This is a genomic window from Marinobacter sp. B-12 (assembly GCF_056857915.1).
The window spans coordinates 1-20624 of the sequence record NZ_JBSXOB010000029.1; the positions used below are offsets into that span (position 1 = coordinate 1).

A 20624-nucleotide genomic window follows, 5' to 3' on the forward strand; every position below is an offset into this window, starting at 1 on the left:
CGGCTTCTTTGGCCTTGGCAAAAGTGGCGGTTTATTACGCTATTTTTGACTGTTTTTTGGTCAATTCCGATGATAAGAATGGAGTCAGGGACATACGGCAACTTGTCGGCGAGCTGAAAAGGGCGTTTTTGCAGGGGCGACGAAGTAACGACGTTCTGAATTCGATCGCACTGAATATTCTGGCAATTGCCTTTCCTGGAGAAGAGATAGAGCTCCCAGTTGGACGCTGCTCAACAATTGCTGTGAGCCTCCATCAGTTGTTCGCTGATCAAGTGCTTTCAACCATGCCAGAGGAGGGCGGAAATCTGCCCTGCGAGGTTGTCAAAGATTGGGCTCGCGAAATCAGTTTAAACACGGTGATGGAGCCAACAAAACTAAGCGCTTAGGGCCGTCATTGGGTTGCTCTTCACCGTTTTTGGGTTGCTGCGGGCCGTCATCTGGTTGTGACAAACCTTCTTTGGGTTGTTTCTCTGAGACATTCTTGCGCGGTGTATCGCGTATGGTACACTTTAGAAAGGTTGTCATCGGAGGAACCGCAATAATGAACAGCGCCGCCCCGATCCACCCCGGTATTCATCTGGGACACGAAGTTGAGCGCCATGAATTGAGCAAGCGCCAGACCGCCGAATCGCTCCAAATTGGAAGGATGACTCTTTACCGTCTGATTAAGGGTGAAGCCGATATAACCGTTGATTTGGCGTTGCGCCTGGAAGCGGGTTTCGGGGTTCCAGCGGTGAAATGGCTAGAGATGCAGGCAGATTATGATCGATGGCGAAACGAAAAGACGGGTTCGGATGTTTCCCGAATCCCTCGGTTGGTAGAGCCCGAATCCAAGCCTCAGCAGGAATTAAATATGATTTTCTAATAGGCAAAAGAAAAGGCCCGATCTGGTAAATCGGGCCTTTCAAGAAAAATGGGCACCAAGCTGCAACTTGAGTGCCTGATGTGCGAGCTCCGCGCTAAACGAAGGACCACACGAACAGCCTTCATATTAGCGCGTCATAGCTCCCTTTTGCAAGAAATAAGGGTAGAGAATGACGACAGCACCTCTCTACACGCTCTGTTTGCCCATGGAAAGGGAAATGCAGCGTGGCGACATCACCTAATAAAAGGCCTGAGAACGAGGCGTTTTCGAAGCCAGGCTCCTCTTTATTTCGTGTCTTCAACGAGGCGCCGTACCTTTGTCGATGCTCCGACAATAAAACTGCAGCTTACGTTAAGCCGCGGGCTAATGCGGTTAATTGGCCGTACATGCAGGTCAATCGCAAGAACGTCGTGTCCTGGCTGGTTTTCGATCTAGACCATGATAATCCGATGATTTGGGAGGACGCAGCATTGCCGCCCCCGAATCTGATCGTGCGAAACCCAAAAACCAGCAGTGCCCACCTCTACTACGCGATCACTCCGGTTCTTTCCGGCCCAGGAGCTCGACAGAAGCCGGTTGATTTCATGAAAGCGGTGTATCGCTCCTTGGCACAGAAGTTACGGGCGGATCTCGCATACAGCGGTCCTGTGGCAAAGACGCCAGGCCACCCTTGGTGGGAGACTACTGAGCTTCATAATTTCGAATATTCGCTTGGCGAGCTGCAGCCAGCGAGCGAGCTTGAATATGAGCCGCCCTGGCGAGGTGTTCCAGACCTGGAAACCGTCAGCCATTCTCGACATTGCACGTTGTTCGAACAGGTTCGATTTTATGCCTACGCGATCGTGCGGCAGGAACGCGAACAGGGCTCTGAAAGCTCTTTTATAAAGAGGGTAGAGCAGTACGCACGGAGCAAAAATCGGTTTTCCGGGCGTCACTACAAATCGAGCAAGCTTCGCCAGAGCCAGGTTCGTGCGACGGTAAAGTCAATTACTCGCTGGACCTGGTCAAAGTATTACGGCGCCGCCGATTGCGCTCGTGGCACCATGCTGTTAGACCGCGCAATGCCGCTTCCAGAAAAGCAGCGTTTAGCAGCCAGGTACACGCACAAAGAGCGCGTCAAGAAAACCGAGGAGAAGATTCGCACAGCCGTCACCAATCTCGAAGCTCAGGGAGTTGCACTGACACAGAAGGCAGTTGCAGAAGCTTCAGGACTTTCCCGCCAAACCGTTGCAAAACACAAACACCTACTCACGCCCACCGGCCGCAATGTTGTCGATTTTCTCTCGGAAAAGCAGCGGCTCAACGCCAACAAATCTAATGTTAAAAATGCTGTCTATCAGATAACTGCTCGGCTTTCGGTTCCTTTGCTTTTTGATCGTGGTTGTTACCTAGTGCCGTCGCGGATTCTTACAATCGAACCTGCTTTAGTAAGTGTGTCTGAAGGGGACAACGGTATGGGCTTGGACACCAGTTAGGTTGTGTTCACGTGGACGGGGCATGTCCAACACCGTTTTACCATTGTGTTAGAAAGTGGGGTAGAAGGGTGTTGTTGCCTGACTTGGTTTCGATTCGGCGCTGCTATGAGAACTGGAACCTGCCTGGTGTGTGTTACAGGCTGAGGAGCGCGGTCTATCCTTCAAACAATAAATGGCTTCTTGCTCTGTACGGTAATTATCCGTACAATTCATGTGTGTCTTTCAAAGGCACGGGAGAAAGAGAGAAATATTGTCTAACACAACAACGGGAGATGCTGAGGAAAACTCTTTTACAGAGCAATTCCCAGCAGATGGAAAAATGCAGCATAAAGTCGCAAGGCTGGACCTACGATTGGATCCAGACATCAAGAACCTTGCGGCGCGGGCTTCTGCTTTAGTGGGCTCGAAAACTTTGAGCGATTTTGTAGTGCAAGCAATTCGCGAAAAAGCCAGTCGAGCAATCGAGGAAGCAGAAGTTGTGCGGTTGAACAGCGAGGCCTTTGCTGCCTTTAAGGCGACATGCGAGTCACCAGAGACAGCAAATGAAGCGTTGTCAGCAGCCATGCGCCGCCGACATAAACGGAAACAGGAAAGTGCTTTTTATAGAAGAACTGAACAAGAAACTTCACGACCGTAAAGCGTTTGATTGCGGGCTTGCTGACGTCAATGAATTCCTGAAAAAGCGGGCGAGTCGGCAAGCCCAGCAATCCATCAATCGAACCTGGGTGGCACTCGATGATGAAATGGTGGATCGCCATCCAGCGCCAATAGTTGGGTTTTACACTCTAACCAGTTGTACGGTGGCTCATACAGACATCCAGGGGAACTACCCCCACTATCCATTACCCGCTTTTAAGTTAGCCTGGTTCGGTGTTCATAATGAATATCAGGGCACGCCAATGCGCGTTGGTGAAGAACTGCTAGTGGAGGCACTGCTTCAGTCCTGGGAGCTTTTTACCCACACTCAGCTAGGTGTTGCCGTAGTCGTTGACCCGTTAACCCAGAAAAGTGAAGACTTTTTCCGGAAATATGATTTTCAGGAAATTGGGCGCTCGTTCCATGGTCAAGAAACTCTCTATTTGCCGATGAGAAAAATCCGGCAGATGATTGAAGCGGATCTGCTCCTGGGGGCTGAGGAAAAATTCGGCTCCAGAACGAAAGCTGAGCGTTGGTTTGATACACCTGATTCACTGTTCGGTGGCCTGTCGCCCCGAAAGATGATTGATGTCGTCGGTGGCGTCGGCATTCTGGAAGATGCGATCTATGAGAGCTGAAGGCGGCGCCTCAGCTCTGATTCTTATTTACAGATCAGTTTCAGCTTCCAGAGCTGTTTTTACGCTATCGGGGGAAATGACATGCTCAGCGTCTGGATCAAGTTTCGAAACCAGGTTGTGTACCAGTTTCCCCCCCCCCCTCTTGGCCACGTGATCTCCTGTGTCACAGACGACATGGCCCGTGTACCAGCCAGCGATAGCAGTTGCCAGAGCCATTGAGCCAGTACCTTTCGTGCAGGCCGCCGTCGTATTGAAAAAGGTCGTAACGAGTCGGAAGTTGTTCGATTGGGCCTTGGTACTTTCTCGATTCCCGACAAAGTTCTTTAAAACAGTAAGTTAGATCTGCTGAACCCATGCCTGGTTCAGTCTGCCTGCAACTGTCCGGTTTTAAACATAAGCGAACATTCACGGCTGCTCGTTCGCCCACGCTTCTTTCAACAAAAACACTTCGATATTTATCAAATCGTCTAACTGAGAAGCTGGCTTTTTGGTTTGGCTATGTACTGCAAGAAGGCCCGGGCTGTTCTTGGCGTTTGGAATGTCTTGTCAACAGATCAAAGAAAAGCAGAACAATCAAATTGCCTCTTGCACACCTACCTACTAATAGGTAGATTAATTGGCGCATGTTTAATGACCAACAGAGGCAATCAATGAAAATCTACGATATCGAAGGCTTCCCGAACCCGCTCCGCGTTCGCATCGCTCTGGCAGAAAAAGGCGCAACAAACCAGGTGGAATTCGTCCCGGTCGATGTCATGGGCGGCGAGCACCGTTCCGAGGCGTTCAAGACGAAAAACCCGGATGCCACCGTGCCCATGCTGGAACTTGACGACGGCACCTGCATCGCCCAGTGCAATGCCATCACCGAATATATCGACGGCGTCTTTGATGGTCCGTCCCTTATGGGTACAACCCCAGCGGAGCGTGCCCGTATCGCAATGATGAATCTGCGGGCAGAAAACGGTCTGATGAACGCCGTGGGTGCCTATTTCCACCACGCGACCCCGGGGCTTGGTCCGGATCTGGAAACCTGGCAATGCGCTGAGTGGGGTAATAAACAGAAAGAAATTGCCAGCGCAACCATGGCCTACCTTGACAGCGTTCTGGCGGACAACGAGTTTCTCGCAGGCGACAGCTTCTCGGTCGCAGACATCACCGCCTTTGCCGGCCTGGGGTTTGCGGATTTCGCGAAGGTTGACATTCCCGAGTCTCTGACCAATCTCCAGGCCTGGCGCGCAAAAGTCGCAGCCCGTCCTTCAATTTCCGGGTAATCCGAAACCTTCGGATTTAATGCAAGCGCTGAAAACATGAAGGGCACAAAAGGGAGGAATATCATGGAGATTAATGCAGATTTCTCCAAACCGGTGGTTATGCATTCCGACCAGATTGAATGGCAGCCCTCGCCCATGAAAGGGGTGGAGCGGCGCATGCTGGACCGGATCGGGGACGAAGTTGCCCGCGCCACGACCATCGTGCGTTATGCGCCGGGCAGCCATTTCTCGGCGCATACCCATACCGGTGGAGAAGAATTCATTGTACTCGACGGTGTGTTCCAGGATGAGCACGGTGATTTCCCTGCCGGCAGTTATGTGCGCAACCCCCCAACCACGTCACATATTCCGGGCTCTGAAACGGGCTGCACGATATTTGTAAAACTGTGGCAGTTCGACCTGGCCGACCGCACCCAGTTCAGCAAGAATATGGAGGCCGAGCTGGGCGCCCCGGTGGGCGACGTTGCCACCGCAAAGCTGCATGAGGACGATCGTGAGATCGTGACCTACAGCCAGCTCGATGCGGGGGCGACACTGACCTCTGAGGCGCCCGGCGGAATCGAGCTGCTGGTGATCGAAGGTTCGGTTACCGGGGATGGCGAGGTGCTGGCCAGGTATGACTGGCTGCGCCTCCCTGAAGGACACAGGTTGTCCGTGACGGCCGGGGACGACGGCGCCAAGATCTGGATGAAAACGGGGCACCTGCGATTTGCCGGGGCGCCGAGGGTATAAGCCCGGCAATAGCGGGATTGAAAAGGCAGACAGGTGAATAACCATGAACCGTGATACCAGAACAGCCCTGATGGATCTTGCCGAGCACACCGTCCGGTCACGGGGCTTTGACGGGTTCAGCTACGGGGATCTGGCCGAGGCCATCGGCATTCGAAAGGCCTCGATCCATTATCATTTCCCCACCAAGGCGAGCCTCTCCGAAGCCTTGATCGAGCGTTATCAGACCAGTCTGCAACAGGGTCTGGCCGAGATAGAAGCAGCCCATGTCAGCGCTGGCGCGCGCCTCAAGGCACTTATTACCCTGTACCGCGGGGCGTTGCATGATGGCCAGACCGTGTGTCTGTGCGTTGCCTTTTCGACCTGCCGCGAAAGCCTGTCCGACACCGTGATTGCCAGAGTCGGCGCCGTTCGCGCAATGGTTCTGCAGTGGATTACGGCAACGTTTGAACTGGGACAAAGGGATGGATCCGTCTCGGCCATCCTGGGCCCCGCCGATGAAGCGCAGGCGACCCTGGCGATGCTGGAAGGGGCCCACCTTGCCGCGCGCACCGAAGAAGACCTCGCCGTGTTTGATGCCGCAACGCGACTGCTGCGCGCCCGCTGCCAGTAACGACGGGACAGGAATCGCGCTTTGATGTACAGAATCGCTACGCAAATTGACTCATAACGAGCGAAAAGGAGCAAACAGATGATGAGCACCCTGAAAACAGCACTGGCAGCAGCCACGCTGTCACTCACTGTTGCAAGTACGCAGGTACTGGCAGAAACGCAAACCAGAACCATCGAGTATCAAGTCGGCGACGAGACCTTCACCGGCTACATGGCCTGGGATGATGAATTCGGGCAAAAGCGGCCGGGCATTCTGGTGGTCCATGAATGGTGGGGGCACAATGAATTCGCCCGGAATCAGGCGGAACGGCTTGCTTCAGCCGGCTATACAGCGTTTGCGCTGGATATGTATGGCTCCGGTAAACAAGCCGACCATCCCGATACCGCCCAGAAGTTCATGCAGGAAGCCACCCGGGACATGGACCAGGTTAAGGCGCGCTTCATGAAGGCGATGGATATCCTGAAGAACCACGAAAGTGTTGATGCGTCCCGCATTGCGGCACAGGGTTACTGTTTTGGCGGCGCCGTGGTTCTCAACATGGCGCGCATGGGCGTCGATCTGGACGGCGTTGTCAGCTTCCACGGCGCGCTCGGCAGCCCCCTCACGGCTGAACCCGGATCCGTGAAAGCCAGGATCCAAGTGTACACCGGCGGTGCCGACAAGCTGGTCCCCTCGGATCAGGTGGCGGGCCTGGTCAAAGAGATGCAGGAGGCCGAAGTCGACCTGACACTGGTGAGCTTCCCCGGCGTGCTGCACTCATTCACCAACCCGGGCGCCGACAGGATCGCCGAAAAGTTTGGTATGCCGGTTGGTTATGACGAAGAGGCTGCCAGCCGTTCCTGGGATGGCACCATGCGTTTCTACAAGGCCATCTTCACCCAGTAACACAAGCGAGTGCAAACAAACCGAAACCGGCAGTATTTACAGTGAATTCCAGAACACCAACCGAAAAGCATGATGAGGTGCAACATGGCAACTGAGAGTTTACCACTGTTCGATGGAGACAATCGTCCAGACTATAAGTCGCTGGGCAACTCGGGGCTGTTCGTATCCGAACTGTGCCTGGGCACCATGACCTTCGGCGGCGATGAGGACATCTGGGGCCTGATGGGCCAGTTGCAGCAGGAACAGGCCGACGAACTCGTGAAGATCGCCCTGGAGGCGGGGATCAATTTTATCGATACCGCCAACATCTATGGTTTCGGCGCCAGTGAGCGCATTGTCGGCCAGTCCCTGAAAAATCTCGGCGTTCGCCGCGAAGATGTGGTGCTGGCGACCAAGGTGCTTGGCCCTATGGGGGCTGGCCCCAATGCCCGTGGTGCTTCCCGCGGCCACATCATGAGTGAATGCAAGGCGAGCCTGGCGCGCCTGCAAACGGATTATATTGACCTGTACCAGATCCACGGTTTTGACCCGGCCACGCCGATCGAGGAAACTCTGGAGGCACTGAACACGCTGGTCCAGCAAGGCCATGTGCGTTACGTGGGCCTGTCCAACTGGGCCGCCTGGCAAGTGATGAAAGCCATCGGCATCACCCGGGCCCGCAACCTGTGCCCGATCATATCCATGCAAGCCTACTACACCCTCGTAGGTCGCGATCTGGAGCGGGATATTATTCCGATGCTGGAATCTGAAAACGTCGGTCTGATGGTGTGGAGCCCACTGGCAGGCGGTTATCTGTCCGGTAAATACGAGGGGCCGGACGTGTCCGAGGAAAACCGGCGTGCCAAGTTTGACTTTCCGCCTGTCAACCGTGAGCGGGGCAGCGAAGTCATCAAGGTTATGCGGGAGATTGCCGATGGCAAACAGATCGACGGCGAACCGGTCAATGTGGCCCAGATTGCCCTGTCATGGCTGCTACACCAGAAGCCTGTGACCAGCATCATCGTTGGCGCCAAGCGGCCCGAGCAGCTCAGGGACAATATCCGCGCGGCCCAAATCCGCTTGTCCGACGATGAACTGGTAGCCCTGGATGAAGTCAGCCGCCTGCCCGAGGAGTACCCGGGCTGGATGATGGCAATGATGGCCGGGTACCGAAACTCTACCGAGTCCTGATTCCAAAACCGATCCAACCCAACCTTCACATCGTGCTGCGCCCCGACGGCGCAGCCGCTATGCTGGAAAAACCGTTAATGCTGTCAAAACGTAGACGTCCGTGCCTACTGGCCACTTCGACGACTCTCTTGGCTGTTTCAACCCCTGATTTTGCCGGTTCTGGTGTCGTCGGCAAAACAGATCGTGTGCAAGGGTTATTTCAGAACGGAAACACCTTCTGGAAGACTTAAGTGAAATGTAGTTGCTAACGAAAACTGGTGCTCATTCAAACCCACCTCAATCTTTTATCTGTAAGCGAAACCAAAGGGCATAAAGCGCCGGGACAAACAATAGCGTAATCAGAGTGCCGACCGCTACGCCACCTATAAGCACATAAGCCAGCGGCCCCCAGAACAGGTCAAAGGTCAGAGGTACAAACGCCAGAACGGCCGCCAGGGCGGTGAGCACCACGGGCCGGGCACGCTGGACTGCCGCCTCGATAACCGCTTCCCGGGCAGCCATTCCTGCTTTGAAGTTGTCCTGCACCTGCTGCGTCAGAATCATGGTATTTCGCATCAGGATGCCGCCCAGGCCAATCAGCCCCAGCAACGCGGTAAAGCCAAAGGGTTGATTAAACAGCAGCAGAGCCAGCACAGCCCCAATCAGCCCCAGTGGCGCGGTGGCAAGAACAGTCAATGTGCCGATAAAGGAACGCATCTGAAGCATGATAAAGATCAGCATCAACGCCAACATCACCGGTTGTAATGTCTGGATTGAAGCATTGGCTTTGGCTGATTGTTCCACCGTACCGCCGATTTCAATACGATACCCCTCCGGCAACTGTTCACGCAGGGTTGTCATCGCACTCCAGATCTCCTTGGTGACATCCGGTGGCTGGGCACCTTCTACATCGGCCTGAACGGCCAGGAAGGGGGCACGGTTGTAACGCTTTATGACGGGGTCCTCGTAACGAACCTGCCACTTGCCCAGTTGCTGTACGGAAAGTTTGCGGCCGTCGCGGGTTTTGATTTCAAGATCTTCCGGCATGATCACTTCGCCACGGGCATTACGCGCCACCAGTTGAACGCTCCTTATGCCCTGGCGCAGTTCGGTGACGGCCACTCCGCGGAGTTGGAACTGCAGTTGCCGGGCAACTTCCGCCGGGGTCAGGCCCATCCAACCCAGGTTTTCCGGGTCCATATCAAGATAGAGAGTGGGCACGCGCTCATCCCATTCGAGATGCGGCATGACGATATTCGGATGCCCGGTCATGAGAGTGCGGATCTGGTGCGCGATCTCTCTGAGTTGATCGGATTCCGGGCCCAGCACACGAAAACTGACCGGCCAGACCACCGGGGGGCCGTACAGCAAACGCGTTACCCGTACCCGCGCCTCCGGAAATTCACCCGCCGCGATTCTGGCTTCCAGCACCGAGATGATGCGATCGCGCCCTTCAACGTCCTGCCCAATGGCAATCAACTTGGCAAATGCCGGGTCCGGCTGCTCGGGGTTGGCCGATACGAAGAACCGGGGCGCACCGGCACCGATGTAAGCGGAAAGGCTTTTCACCTCCGGCATGTCCATCAGAATCGCTTCCAGGCGTCTGACACTTTGATCCGTGGTGGCAATAGCGCTCCCCTGCGGAGCGTAGACACTGATCAGAACTTCGGGGCGATCAGAACTGGGAAAAAATTGCTTCTGCACCTGGGTTGCCATCCCGAAAGCACTGATCGCCAGCAAACCCACTGTAATAAAAACGACGGTTTTCCGGTACTGTACACACGCTGTGATCACCCCGCGCAACCGCTGATAAAACGCGCTTTGGTAGAGGTCCTGGCCCGTATGCCCGGTGTAATCGGGCAAGAGTTTGACGCCCAGATAAGGCGTAAAGGTTACCGCCACCACCCAGGAAATCAACAATGAAAAAGCCAGCACCCAGAAGATGTTGCCGGTATATTCCCCCACACCGGACTGGGCAAATCCGATGGGGACAAATCCGGCCACCGTCACCAGCGTTCCAAACAGCATGGGCGCGGCGGTTACGCTCCAGGCATGACTGGCTGCCCGTACCCGGTCCCAGCCACTCTCCATCTTCACAATCATCATTTCAATGGCGATGATCGCATCGTCCACTAACAGGCCCAGTGCGATAATCAACGCACCCAGGGTGATGCGGTCCAGGTTTATGCCCGCCATTTTCATCAACAAAAAGGTCAGGCCGAGGGTCACAGGAATCGCAATGCCCACCACCAAACCCGCGCGCAGACCGATCGCCAGTATGCTGACCCCCATCACGACGACCAACGCAACCAGAAACTTGACCTGAAAAAGATCAACCGCCTGAGTGATGGCTTCCGCCTGATCGGTCAGGGTCTGTATTGACATTCCCAGCGGCAGCCTGCCCTGTTCGGCACTGACAAACTCGCGCAGCCGCTCACCAAACTCCAGGCCATTTTCACCCGCGCGCATGACGACACCTAACAGGATCGCATCCTCACCGTTGGAGCGGACGATGTAGCTCAAAGGATCTTCATAACCTAAACGCACCTCGGCCAGATCAGACACGGTGATAAGCTGGTCTCCGATACGCAGAGGTACTGAGGTGAGGCGCTCAAGGTCAGACAGGTCGATGTTGCTGCGGACATAAACCCGCGGGCCGGCAAGATCAACAAAGCCAAGAGGCTGAAGACGGTTGTTGGCCTCTATCGCCTGCAACACCTCTTCTGCCGACAAACCGAGGTTGTTGAGCCGGTCCTGATCAAATTCGAGATACACCCGCTCAGGACGCTCCGCCAGGAGCTGTGCTTTTTGCAAGCCGGGCAGCCGTTGCAAGCGATCCCGTATCGATTCTGCCTCTCGGGTCAGTTCACGCATTGGCATCCCGGGTGCCGTCAGCGCCAGCAGGGAGAAATACACATCCGCGAAATCATCGTTGACGATGGGGCCGATCACACCCCGGGGCAGATTGGGCCTCTCATCGAGCATGCGTTTGCGGACTTGATAGAAGAGGTCCGGCACTTTTTCGCTGGGCGTAGAATCCTGGAATCGGATAAGCATGGCGGCCTGCCCGGGCCGGATGGTTGTTTCAATGGTATCGGTATACGCCACCTCCTGAACTCGCTTTTCCAGACGATCCACGACCTGATTCTGCAGCACCTCGGGGGTTGCTCCTGGCCAGACGACAGAAACCACCATCGCCCGGACGGTGAACGCAGGGTCTTCCGCCCTACCAAGGGAGGAGAACGCGTAGAAACCGGCAACAACGGACAGCAAAAGAAAAAAGAGGGTGACCGAACGCTCGCGCACTGCCAGCGCGGAAAGATTCGGTAAGCTCATTGAGCCAGCTCCCGCACCGCCATGCCAGGCGTGAGCAGGTGTGTCCCCAACGCGACGATGGGCGTTCCCGCGTTGATATCGGCCTTGATCTGCGCATACTCTTCACCCAGATCGATCACCTCGACCGCAAGGGGCTTCACCGTGCCATCGGAGACCAACCAGACCTGCGGCGTTTGCCCTCTCTCATCGAGGGCACCCAGCGGTACGCGATGGCTGGGCGCGGTTTGCTTCTGTGCTAACCGGACACTCACCACCGAACCCAGGGTTAAAGATGAGGGGTAGGGCCCCTCCAGGCTGTATCGGGCACGCCAGCTCCGGCTTGCGGGGTCGGCAGCCCCGGCAATCTCTCTCAGGCTCACAGCAAGCTGTTCGCCATTGGGTAAGGGAACATAACCGCGTCTGGGTGGGTTACTGCCCTCTGGTAAAAAAACCTCGACTTCCAGCGATTCATCTTCGGCCAGAACGGCAAGGGTTTGACCCACACCCACAACCTGGCCGGGTTCAACGATGACCTCAGTGACCACGCCTGCATGGGCGGCTTTTAGTTCCGCATACCCCAGGGCATTCTGAGCCTGCTGATTGCGTGCAGAAGCCGTTTCCACCTGGCTGCGCGCCTCGCGCTCGGCCAATTCAAGGCGTCGCAGGGTTTGTTCGCTGACAAACTGACGCCCTACCAGTTGCTGCTGGCGCTGGAGCTCATCGGTGGCAATGGCCAGGGCCGCTTCTGCACGCCTCAGATCCGCGGCGGCCCCCTCCGCCGTTGCCACAAGGTCTCGTGTATCGAGCTTGAACAGTAAGTCGCCTTGTTTCACTCGCTGACCGGAATCGATGTAACGATGCTGAATCCGGCCGGCGATCTGAAAGGCCTGAGGAACTTCGTGACGGCCTCGCAGGGTTCCTGAAAATCTGTGCGCTGTTGGGCCGGCGTCCTTTAGTTCAACTGTTTTTACCCAGGGGATAGGGGCGCGGGCCTCTGGGGGCGGTTCCGAAGACTGCTGACAACCAGACAAAATGAGCAGCGAGATAAACAGGGTCAGCATACAGCGCATGGCAGGTGTCCCGATTAGCAAAATCAAGGTGTGGGTATCAGTTCTCGCGGTGTCCGGACAAAGCAAGTTGCAGGATGGCATCGCGAACGGTTTCGTTCTGCTCCATGGGCAGGAAGTGGGTCGTACCTTCAAGAACCATGACGTCAGCCCGGGGCAGCAGGGTCTGCAGGCGTTTTCGCGCCGCCGGCGAGAAGGTTGACCCGCGTTCCGCCGCCAGCGCGATAACCGGGCACCGCAACTGACGAATACCCGGCCACGGGTTGTGTTCGGTATGGGCAAACGTAGTACTTTCCCAGTCCGGGCTACACGCCAATTGAACTTGATCGTCCTGCGGTACGAAGGCGTGCTGAACGTAGGCTTCCAGCCATGCCTCGGGCCAGGTCTTAAAGCCACCGCGGCCACGATAGTTGTCCACCGCAGCGGCGTGCGAGTCGAATACCGGGCGCCGACGTGCGGCTCCGGCGGCCAGTGACAACCGGTGTCCCTGGCGCAGCAGCTTGGCCAGCCACAATCTCCGGCCCTGCCCCGGATCCATGATCACCGGCTCCGCCAGAATCAGGCCCAGCACTTTGTCTGGCCGTCGGGCAGCGGCCATTATGCTGGTGGTGGCACCGATGGAATGGCCGGCGAGCCAGACCGGCTCGTCCAGGCTTTCCAGCAGAGCGGTCATGTCGCGATAATAGGTTTCCCAGCCCCGGAATGTCGACACGTTCGCCGCACCGGCGCTGGCCCCGTGCCCCCGCATGTCCCATGCCAGGACATTGACATCCGTGGCAAGCTCATCAAGGAGGGGTTGGTACAGGCGACCATGGAAACCCGTGGCATGGGCCCAGTGCAGCGTGGGGCGCGCTTCGGATTGCGGCCAGCGCCACAGGGCGATCTCCGCGCCATCCGGCGCCTGGAATTGGTCACGTTCAGGGTTGTTGTGCTTATTGTTCATGAAGATCTGCCTGTTTGGCGGCCATTGTCGGGAGCAACAACTGAACCTGACCGCTGGCGATCGGTTTGCGCTTATCGCCCTGCCAGCAGGTCACCCGGACCAGGCTGCTCCGCCTGCCTTGTCGAACAATTTCGGCGCTGGCGAACGTCGATCGGGCCTGCGCGGAGCGGAGGTAGTTAATGTGGCTGTCGAGAATGCGCGGGCAACGTTTGTCTGTATCCTGGCTTTGCGCAGCGACCCGCGCGGTGAGTTCGATCAGGGCGCCAAGCACGCCGCCATGGAGGGCGGGTAGCATGAAGTTGCCAATCAGCGCTTCACGACACGGCAAATGAACCAGTACACCTGCATCACCGCGCTGAACCTCAAGCCCGAGGTGCCGTGCGTAGGGAATGCGCTCCAGCAGGGCCTGCCAGTCGGCACATTCTTTCCCACTTTCCGCAGCGCCTGAGATTTGTTGGGCCGAATCGCCAGTCGTGCTCATGCGCTCTCCTTTCCTCGTCCACCTGCATGGAATTGCTGGCCCTGGGTGTTACGCATGAAGGTGGCGTTTGCCGTCGCTAGCAACTCACGATTTCCCTCGCTAAGAATGTCACAATGAATAAACGCGACCTCGTCCGTTAAATGTCGACAGGTAGCCACCGCTAACAGGGCCCGGTCGCCCCTGGCAGGGCGCAGATAATCCATGCGCAAATCCAGCGTGGCAATGGGCATCAACTCCAGGGCCCCCGCGAATACCGCCAAGCCTCCGGCGGAGTCAGCCAGCGAGTAGAGTATGCTGGTGCAGATCTCTTTCGTATCCTCTTGGGCGAACATCCATGACTGCGGGGTTAGCCGCATACAGACCTGGCCCTCGTCTACCGAGACAACCTGCATGCCCAGCTCCCTGCCGTGGGGAACCTGTTCGGTGAACTGCCACGCCGTCGCCACAGCGTTACTGTGCTGAACTCTGTTCGGCTTGGCCATCAGAGCTGCCCAGCCTGGCTTGCATTTCGTACCGGGGCGGAAGTGATGGAAAACAGCTGATTTTCATCGATCATTGCCATGTCATTTTCTTCCGAATAGTATTGTTGCTGGATTTTGGTTGGTTAACCAACCAAAAGTCAAGGCTATGTTTGCGGACAAATGGTACGCAGCCTGGGTAATGGCGTACGATCACTGCAACGAGTCTGGTGGTGACCGCTCTGATGAATAATAAATGGACTTGCTGAGGAGATACTTAAGCGATGGTTAACAGACAGATGACTCCTGCAAGCAAACTGGGCGACCAGGGCGACGTTTTGTCTAACGCAGCCAGGCTTTTTCGTGAGAAAGGTTTTGAAAAGACGTCGCTCAAGGAGATTGCCGAGGCCTGCAATATGCTGCCCGGAAGTCTGTATTATCGTTACAACAGCAAGGAAGCGCTGCTTGTCGAGCTGATGCGCCGGGGAGTCGACCTGGTGACCGCAGAGGTCGAGTCGGCTTACGCCAGCTCGGACGACCCGGTTGAGCGTTTGCGTCTTTGTATCAACGCACATCTGCGAGCCCTGTTGTTAGATTCAGACGCGGTTTACGTGCTGTTGTTTGAATGGCGGGCGCTGGGCCCGGAGGCTCGCGAGGAAATCATCGAACTGCGTGACCAGTACGAGTCCCTGTGGGCCGGTATCCTCGAAACAATGATTGCGCAGGGCGTGGTCCGGAAGAATGTTGACGTCCGTTTGCTTCGCCTGATCGGCCTTGGGGCGCTTAACTGGGTTGCAACCTGGTTCGACCCGAACGGGGCCCATTCACTCGACGCCATTGGTGATTTAATCTGGCAGATCGCTATGGACGGTGTAATCAATAAAGGAGTCAAGGCATAGGGTAAACACTGCCCGAAAATGTCTCGGTACTCAGAAGCGATACGCAGCCGACACAGTCCCAAAAGAAAGTGCATCTTTATTGCTTTCATCCTGACTGGTCGTCGCTCTGAGTGTTAGGGCAATCTGGATTCCAGGCGAATGCCAGCCAATGCCCACGCCACCCAGACCAACAACAGAACGCTGGTCATAATCGTAGCGCCCTGACTGCTCCTCCAGATAGGAATAGGGTATGAATTCCATACCCAAACCAATGAACACGGACCAACCCGAGCCGGGGGCATTCAGTGAGCCCGGCAGGCCAATGGTTGAAGAGGCTCCTGCATAATCCGGAATGATATTGGCGGGCAAGTTGGTGCCGATTCGCCAAGACATACCCAACTCGCCACTGCTGACGAAATTCGACAGCCTGCCACCGGTTACCCAGGCCATCTCTTGGTGCATCCCACTGCCGATATTTTCGCGAAACAACCGCCGAGCATGAAAGGCGTGCACTTCGCCAATGACATCGGTGCCCAGCTGGTTATCCCAGCCATTCGGATTGGTGCTCCCGGTCAGTTTGTGGACCCATTTCTGCGTTGCTTCGGCGCCAGAATTCGGTCCAACGCTACCCAGACCGATGCCATAGCCGGTCAGGGATGCTGAGCTCCAGCTCCATAGAGTGATTGAGCCGGAGAGGTAGCCGACGTAAGGCAAGTCTTCATAAATCGGCCCAGATGCTTGTATGTTCTCTGGGGTGATCATCAGTTGGCTCAAGCTGAAGGTCAAGGCATGGGCGTTGCCCGTGCGACCAATAACGGGCAACCAACCCATCGCGTTCCTGGCGCTTCTGGCCAGACACACCTCGCAGTTGTTGTTCTCTGCCGACGCACTCAGATAGGACAATCGACCACCATTGGTATAGCCCTTATCCGAGCCGGTCAGAAGGTCGTTGTCCCAGGAAATGCTAAAGGCCCCGGAACTGGCTCCGGCAAAACCGGGAACAAGTGCAAACAAAAAAATGATCAATCTCAAGAGAGCTTTGTCCCGTTAAAAGCGATAGTTCATCAATAATCCGCCGAAGCCCTGAACATGATCTCCAATATCCGCAACTATCGGACTGTCTTTGGCCTCTCCAGTCAGGTAGGCCACTCCCGCAAGACCGGTCAGTGACCAGTCGGCACTTAGGCGGTAAGTCATAGTGCCACCAAAACGTATGCGCAGGTAACCGTTATCAACATCATAGGCGCTCAGGCCGGAGCGGGTGCTCTCTGCCTCGGATACGCCAAACTTGCTCTCCGTCCAGCGCTCACTGCTATAGATGAGGCCGGGACCGGCCGACAACAAAAGGTTTTCTGTCAGCGGGGTTCGCCAACTTCCCTTAAGTGTCAACTGATAGCCGTCGACGTCGCCGGTCACCGGTGTCTTTACCGACGCGCTGTAATTGAAAGGCCCGTCCTCCAGGGCAACGCGCAAACCAATGGCAGCCCCACTGTCCACCTTATCCAGGTTGCTCAGGTCATCCTCATTATCACGGCCCCCGACATAGCCGATGTAGGATATCAGTGAGCGCTTCCCGGAGGGGTTGGAATACGACATTCCTTACGACACCACCCGTTTTATCGATATCTCGATTCAGGAGGTCATCAGCACCTTCATCATTGCCATACTGCTGGTTGTGGTGGTCACCTTCCTGTTCCTGCAACACTTACGGGCCACCCTGATACCACTGGTAGCCATCCCGGTGTCGCTGATTGGCACCTTTGCAGGTATGCAGGCGATGGGATTCTCTGTCAACCTGCTGACCTTGTTCGGGTTGATACTGGCCATCGGTGTCGTGGTGGATAACGCCATCATTATAATGGAGAACGCCGAACGGTTGATGAAAGAGGAGGGGATGTCTGCCTACGATGCCGCTGTGGCGACCATTCAGCAGGTTTCCGGGGCAGTGACTTCATCCACGCTCGTCCTGGTTGCCGTCTTCGCACCGGTTGCTTTTCTGGGCGGGCTAAGTGGCGAGCTGTATAGACAGTTTGCCATCACCATCGCCGTGTCGGTGGTCATTTCGGGTGTTGTGGCTCTCACTCTGACGCCAGCCATGTGTGCATTGTTGCTGGGTGGGCAGCCTGACAAGCAATGGGCGCCATTTCGTTGGTTCGACGCCGGCTTTGACCGGATAACCAACGGATTCTGTGCGGTGGTTGACTGGCTGCTTCGCCATGCCGTGGTGGGTGTTCTGTTGTTTGCGGCCATGATTGGCGGCGTTGTGCTTTTGATTGACCGAATGCCGACGGGCCTGGTGCCTCAGGAAGACCAGGGCTTTGTGCTTACCGCTTATTCGATGCCCGCGTCGGCGTCCCTGAGCCGCACATCGGATTTCCGCGACGATCTGGTTGACGGCATGTTGGACGTGCCGGAAGTTCAGGATGTGGTGGCGTTTTCCGGCTTCGACATTATATCCAGTGCATTACGTACCAACAGCGGTGTTGCTTTTGTAACCCTCGAAGATTGGGCGGAGCGCACCGGTGAGGGCCAGGATGCCGCCAGTGTGGCCGGCAAGATCATGGGCCTTGGTGGCAAACTGCCTGAGGGAGCGGCCTTCGCTTTCACACCGCCGCCAATCCAGGGACTTTCGACAACCGGTGGCGTTGAAGGCTATATCCAGGCGAGGGGTGGTAGAACCTCTGACGAGATCAAGGCTATTGCCGATGAGTTCACCCGCAAAGCAAACGAACGGCCTGAACTGCAGAACGTAAGGGTGACGCTGGATACCGGCATCCCCAAATATCGCGCGGATGTTGACCGGGAGAAGGCTTCGGCCGCGGGGGTGCCCGTTGACCAGATCTTCACCACCATGCAGAGCACCTTTGGTGGGCTCTATGTAAACGACTTCACGCTGCAGGGCCGCAACTGGCAGGTAACGCTGCAGTCGGAGGGAGAGTTCCGCAGCCATCCGGACGATCTGCGCCGGGTGTTTGTCCGGTCCGACTACGGAGAGATGATTCCGGTCAGTTCGTTGGTGAGCCTGGACCGGACCAGTGGCCCGGATATTCTCAACCGCTTTAACCTCTACCCGGCTGCCAAACTGCTGGCCGACCCTGGACCGGGATTCACTTCAGGCGATGCACTCGCCGCTTTACAGGAAGTGGGTGCTGACGTGTTTGACCGCAACACCCTTTTGGGCTGGACCGGTGAAGCTTTCCAACTCCAGGATTCCGCAGACTCCGGTGTGCTTGCGTTCGGTATGGGCCTGTTACTCGTATTCCTCATTCTTGCAGCACAGTATGAGAGATGGGGTCTACCGGTAGCGGTTGCTACGGCCGTTCCGTTCGGGGTATTTGGTGCGATCCTGGCAGCTATGCTGCGGGGCTTTCCCAACGACATCTATTTCCAGGTTGGCTTGCTGGTGCTGATTGGGCTGGCAGCGAAGAATGCGATTCTGATTGTGGAATTCGCCGCTCAGAATCGTAAAACCGGAATGTCCGCAGCAGAAGCCGCCAGTGCAGCAGCCAGACAGCGGTTCCGCGCCATTATGATGACCGCCTTGACGTTCATCATTGGCTCCCTGCCGCTGGCCATTAGCACCGGCGCTGGTGCTGCTAGCCGACAGGAGATTGGTACCGTGGTGGTTGGAGGCATGATCGCCGCCAGTACACTTGCGCTGTTCTTTGTGCCGCTGTTCTACAAGTTAATTGAGGATTTGGGGGACTGGCGGAAAGGTTTAAAAAGTAGCGATTAGGAAATATTGAGCAAAAGAAAATCGCCTGTACCGACTCACCTGGGATCACGGTGGGGCGGTGTTCCTCGATGAGGCCGAAGTGCTTGATAACTCGTGCCTATCCAAAAACACCCACTTTCAGGAGGTGGTTCAGCTCGTCTCTGGAAATCAATGCGGAACCGAGTGCCTTCAATAACTTGACGACAACTGAATACGACCAGCTTGGCCGTTGTTTGATCAATAAGTCCAAATTCAGGCCACGGGCCCTCGGTACCGTTACGGGTCTGCTCGCGGATACAAGCTACGGCAACAAAGCCAATGTCCAGGCGCGCAATCAACACCACTTATCTGTGTTAGATCGGTCCGCACTCGATGATCCAGCGCCTGTTGCGGACGACCCGGTGACACAGATGAAACACCAGTCGATAACCCAATCCAGACGAGCATTGCAAGAATTTCAAGAAACGAGACATCTTAATTTTGTGTCGCGATCACGAGTGATCTTCCCTTTTTCGTCAACAAGCCGTGTCTTTTCGAATGCGTTAAGAATTGTGCTTAGTCGAACCGTTAAGACCAATTATGGTTTTGCGCCCCGACTGAATGTTCGCTTTGCGACCAGAGCGGCCAATTTATGGCGCCAAACTGTGATCAACTTATGGTCTCATCACCAGAAGCGGGTAGGGTAGGGGCTCTGAAGACGGAGCCCGAAGATCAGATCAGGGATCTTCCAACGCGCTCCTGGAGCCTTCGGTACCGCAGGCTTCTAAACTTTGGCAGCTCATTCACGAGCTGCTGAAATCGGCTAACCGTCCGCTCGCTCATGATCAGCCACTGATAGTCGAAGACGCCATGTTGGGTTTCGAGGAAAAGCTTTACGTCTGCTCTGGTCTCCTCAACCACTTTCACGAATTCGAACTGTTCCACTGCACCAAACGCCTCGGCCATCCCGTCCCCATGGGATTCAATCAACCGCGCAGCATCACTCAGCGAAATAGCGCCCTCTTCATGATTGGACAGAGTTAGCGCAGCGAACCTTAAAAATCGGTCTCGGGCGAGCCGCTTCACCGTGTGCATTGTGTAATCCCCTTCCTTTGGTTTCTGACGCCCTGATTCCATGGGGAACAGGTATGAAAAAAATGGGTATACGGATTTAATGGTTGATGGGACACCTTTACCCCACCAACCTGATACCATTATCAGATGGTTGATAGATCGACCCCGTAGTTGAGTTCCTCTGCGAAGTCCGGCAGTCCGTAACCGATGGTTTTCTTGTAGAACGGAGAGACCTTCGCGGTCGGGGCCTTCTTCTTGTGCTTCGTGGTGTAGAGCATTCGTGCCCGCATCACCTCGAAGGAGTAACCACGTCCTTCACGGTTCTTGTCCTTGGCCAGTCGGTTGATGGACTCCGTGTAAGCGTTGGTGACGGGCATGTCCGTCTCGAAGTAGGTCATGGTCTCTTCGCGCCAGTTTCCCACTGCCCTGACCAGATCGCTCCAGACTTCCTTT

Annotated in this window: 21 protein-coding genes; 12 read left to right on the forward strand and 9 right to left on the reverse strand. The window is 55.9% G+C overall.

Features of this window, described 5'->3' with window-relative positions; all coding sequences use genetic code 11:
• The 10 genes from AC13D2_RS03135 to AC13D2_RS03180 all read left to right on the forward strand — a co-directional run.
• A partial coding sequence (locus AC13D2_RS03135; protein WP_482938221.1) for a hypothetical protein occupies positions 1-386 on the forward strand: 386 nt, incomplete at its 5' end.
• A gap of 155 nt (positions 387-541) precedes the next feature.
• Positions 542-865 carry a HigA family addiction module antitoxin gene (locus AC13D2_RS03140; protein ID WP_158254302.1) on the forward strand — a complete coding sequence of 108 codons (324 nt, stop codon included), beginning with the start codon at positions 542-544 and terminating at the stop codon, positions 863-865.
• A gap of 224 nt (positions 866-1089) precedes the next feature.
• Positions 1090-2340 (forward strand): replication initiation protein, encoded by a 1251-nt coding sequence (locus AC13D2_RS03145; protein WP_099619991.1) that lies wholly within the window; start codon positions 1090-1092, stop codon positions 2338-2340.
• A gap of 250 nt (positions 2341-2590) precedes the next feature.
• On the forward strand, positions 2591-2977 hold the full coding sequence (locus tag AC13D2_RS03150; RefSeq protein ID WP_228210970.1) for a type II toxin-antitoxin system TacA family antitoxin: 387 nt from the start codon (positions 2591-2593) through the stop codon (positions 2975-2977).
• Positions 2934-3614: an antitoxin Xre/MbcA/ParS toxin-binding domain-containing protein gene (locus AC13D2_RS03155; RefSeq protein WP_143071167.1), complete on the forward strand. Its 681-nt coding sequence runs from the start codon at positions 2934-2936 to the stop codon at positions 3612-3614. Before AC13D2_RS03150 ends, AC13D2_RS03155 begins: the two co-directional genes overlap by 44 nt.
• A gap of 650 nt (positions 3615-4264) precedes the next feature.
• Positions 4265-4885 (forward strand): glutathione S-transferase family protein, encoded by a 621-nt coding sequence (locus tag AC13D2_RS03160; protein ID WP_011783969.1) that lies wholly within the window; start codon positions 4265-4267, stop codon positions 4883-4885.
• 63 nt (positions 4886-4948) lie between these two features.
• On the forward strand, positions 4949-5617 hold the full coding sequence (locus tag AC13D2_RS03165) for a cupin domain-containing protein (RefSeq protein WP_011783970.1): 669 nt from the start codon (positions 4949-4951) through the stop codon (positions 5615-5617).
• A gap of 43 nt (positions 5618-5660) precedes the next feature.
• Positions 5661-6227: a TetR/AcrR family transcriptional regulator gene (locus AC13D2_RS03170; protein WP_011783971.1), complete on the forward strand. Its 567-nt coding sequence runs from the start codon at positions 5661-5663 to the stop codon at positions 6225-6227.
• A 78-nt stretch (positions 6228-6305) separates the two neighbouring features.
• A complete protein-coding gene (locus AC13D2_RS03175; protein ID WP_011783972.1) occupies positions 6306-7112 on the forward strand; it encodes a dienelactone hydrolase family protein in 807 nt (268 codons plus the stop codon).
• An 84-nt stretch (positions 7113-7196) separates the two neighbouring features.
• Complete coding sequence (locus tag AC13D2_RS03180; RefSeq protein ID WP_011783973.1) at positions 7197-8282, forward strand: aldo/keto reductase; 1086 nt, start codon at positions 7197-7199, stop codon at positions 8280-8282.
• 276 nt (positions 8283-8558) lie between these two features.
• Here AC13D2_RS03180 and AC13D2_RS03185 read toward each other — a convergent pair whose 3' ends face one another.
• The 5 genes from AC13D2_RS03185 to AC13D2_RS03205 are packed head-to-tail and all read right to left on the reverse strand — an operon-like array spanning position 8559 to position 14549.
• Complete coding sequence (locus AC13D2_RS03185; protein WP_482938222.1) at positions 8559-11597, reverse strand: efflux RND transporter permease subunit; 3039 nt, start codon at positions 11595-11597, stop codon at positions 8559-8561.
• A complete protein-coding gene (locus AC13D2_RS03190) occupies positions 11594-12727 on the reverse strand; it encodes an efflux RND transporter periplasmic adaptor subunit (protein WP_482938223.1) in 1134 nt (377 codons plus the stop codon). Before AC13D2_RS03190 ends, AC13D2_RS03185 begins: the two co-directional genes overlap by 4 nt.
• Complete coding sequence (locus tag AC13D2_RS03195; protein ID WP_445473848.1) at positions 12684-13586, reverse strand: alpha/beta fold hydrolase; 903 nt, start codon at positions 13584-13586, stop codon at positions 12684-12686. The genes AC13D2_RS03190 and AC13D2_RS03195 overlap by 44 nt, the downstream gene beginning before the upstream one ends.
• Positions 13576-14067, reverse strand: a complete 492-nt coding sequence (locus AC13D2_RS03200) for a PaaI family thioesterase (RefSeq protein ID WP_445473849.1) — start codon at positions 14065-14067, stop codon at positions 13576-13578. The genes AC13D2_RS03195 and AC13D2_RS03200 overlap by 11 nt, the downstream gene beginning before the upstream one ends.
• The gene (locus AC13D2_RS03205) at positions 14064-14549 is read right to left on the reverse strand and encodes a PaaI family thioesterase (protein ID WP_445473850.1); all 486 of its coding nucleotides are present in this window, start codon (positions 14547-14549) and stop codon (positions 14064-14066) included. The genes AC13D2_RS03200 and AC13D2_RS03205 overlap by 4 nt, the downstream gene beginning before the upstream one ends.
• A 260-nt stretch (positions 14550-14809) precedes the next feature.
• Between AC13D2_RS03205 and AC13D2_RS03210 the strand changes: the two genes are divergently transcribed.
• The gene (locus AC13D2_RS03210; RefSeq protein ID WP_445473851.1) at positions 14810-15424 is read left to right on the forward strand and encodes a TetR/AcrR family transcriptional regulator; all 615 of its coding nucleotides are present in this window, start codon (positions 14810-14812) and stop codon (positions 15422-15424) included.
• Between the two features lie 30 nt (positions 15425-15454).
• Here AC13D2_RS03210 and AC13D2_RS03215 read toward each other — a convergent pair whose 3' ends face one another.
• Positions 15455-16435 carry a lipid A deacylase LpxR family protein gene (locus AC13D2_RS03215; RefSeq protein WP_445473852.1) on the reverse strand — a complete coding sequence of 327 codons (981 nt, stop codon included), beginning with the start codon at positions 16433-16435 and terminating at the stop codon, positions 15455-15457.
• Positions 16436-16450: 15 nt separating this feature from the next.
• Positions 16451-16999 carry a MipA/OmpV family protein gene (locus AC13D2_RS03220; RefSeq protein WP_482938224.1) on the reverse strand — a complete coding sequence of 183 codons (549 nt, stop codon included), beginning with the start codon at positions 16997-16999 and terminating at the stop codon, positions 16451-16453.
• Here AC13D2_RS03220 and AC13D2_RS03225 point away from each other — a divergent pair.
• Positions 16986-19139: an efflux RND transporter permease subunit gene (locus AC13D2_RS03225; RefSeq protein WP_482938225.1), complete on the forward strand. Its 2154-nt coding sequence runs from the start codon at positions 16986-16988 to the stop codon at positions 19137-19139. The two genes, AC13D2_RS03220 and AC13D2_RS03225, sit on opposite strands and share 14 nt — an antisense overlap.
• 690 nt (positions 19140-19829) lie before the next feature.
• Here the strand turns inward: AC13D2_RS03225 and AC13D2_RS03230 are convergent.
• Both AC13D2_RS03230 and AC13D2_RS03235 read right to left on the reverse strand, forming a co-directional pair.
• On the reverse strand, positions 19830-20192 hold the full coding sequence (locus AC13D2_RS03230; RefSeq protein WP_228210987.1) for a hypothetical protein: 363 nt from the start codon (positions 20190-20192) through the stop codon (positions 19830-19832).
• A gap of 122 nt (positions 20193-20314) precedes the next feature.
• On the reverse strand, positions 20315-20624 hold a 310-nt coding region (locus AC13D2_RS03235), incomplete at its 5' end, for a transposase (RefSeq protein ID WP_272582964.1).

What these genes read in the sequence shown, in the direction of transcription:
- AC13D2_RS03195 (WP_445473848.1), bottom strand. Translation starts at nt 13,586, where the DNA reads ATGAACAATAAGCACAACAACCCTGAACGTGACCAATTCCAGGCGCCG.
- AC13D2_RS03140 (WP_158254302.1), top strand. Translation starts at nt 542, where the DNA reads ATGAACAGCGCCGCCCCGATCCACCCCGGTATTCATCTGGGACACGAA.
- AC13D2_RS03220 (WP_482938224.1), bottom strand. Translation starts at nt 16,999, where the DNA reads ATGTCGTATTCCAACCCCTCCGGGAAGCGCTCACTGATATCCTACATC.
- AC13D2_RS03175 (WP_011783972.1), top strand. Translation starts at nt 6,306, where the DNA reads ATGATGAGCACCCTGAAAACAGCACTGGCAGCAGCCACGCTGTCACTC.
- AC13D2_RS03180 (WP_011783973.1), top strand. Translation starts at nt 7,197, where the DNA reads ATGGCAACTGAGAGTTTACCACTGTTCGATGGAGACAATCGTCCAGAC.
- AC13D2_RS03230 (WP_228210987.1), bottom strand. Translation starts at nt 20,192, where the DNA reads ATGCACACGGTGAAGCGGCTCGCCCGAGACCGATTTTTAAGGTTCGCT.
- AC13D2_RS03165 (WP_011783970.1), top strand. Translation starts at nt 4,949, where the DNA reads ATGGAGATTAATGCAGATTTCTCCAAACCGGTGGTTATGCATTCCGAC.
- AC13D2_RS03200 (WP_445473849.1), bottom strand. Translation starts at nt 14,067, where the DNA reads ATGAGCACGACTGGCGATTCGGCCCAACAAATCTCAGGCGCTGCGGAA.
- AC13D2_RS03205 (WP_445473850.1), bottom strand. Translation starts at nt 14,549, where the DNA reads ATGGCCAAGCCGAACAGAGTTCAGCACAGTAACGCTGTGGCGACGGCG.
- AC13D2_RS03170 (WP_011783971.1), top strand. Translation starts at nt 5,661, where the DNA reads ATGAACCGTGATACCAGAACAGCCCTGATGGATCTTGCCGAGCACACC.
- AC13D2_RS03160 (WP_011783969.1), top strand. Translation starts at nt 4,265, where the DNA reads ATGAAAATCTACGATATCGAAGGCTTCCCGAACCCGCTCCGCGTTCGC.
- AC13D2_RS03190 (WP_482938223.1), bottom strand. Translation starts at nt 12,727, where the DNA reads ATGCCATCCTGCAACTTGCTTTGTCCGGACACCGCGAGAACTGATACC.
- AC13D2_RS03210 (WP_445473851.1), top strand. Translation starts at nt 14,810, where the DNA reads ATGGTTAACAGACAGATGACTCCTGCAAGCAAACTGGGCGACCAGGGC.
- AC13D2_RS03185 (WP_482938222.1), bottom strand. Translation starts at nt 11,597, where the DNA reads ATGAGCTTACCGAATCTTTCCGCGCTGGCAGTGCGCGAGCGTTCGGTC.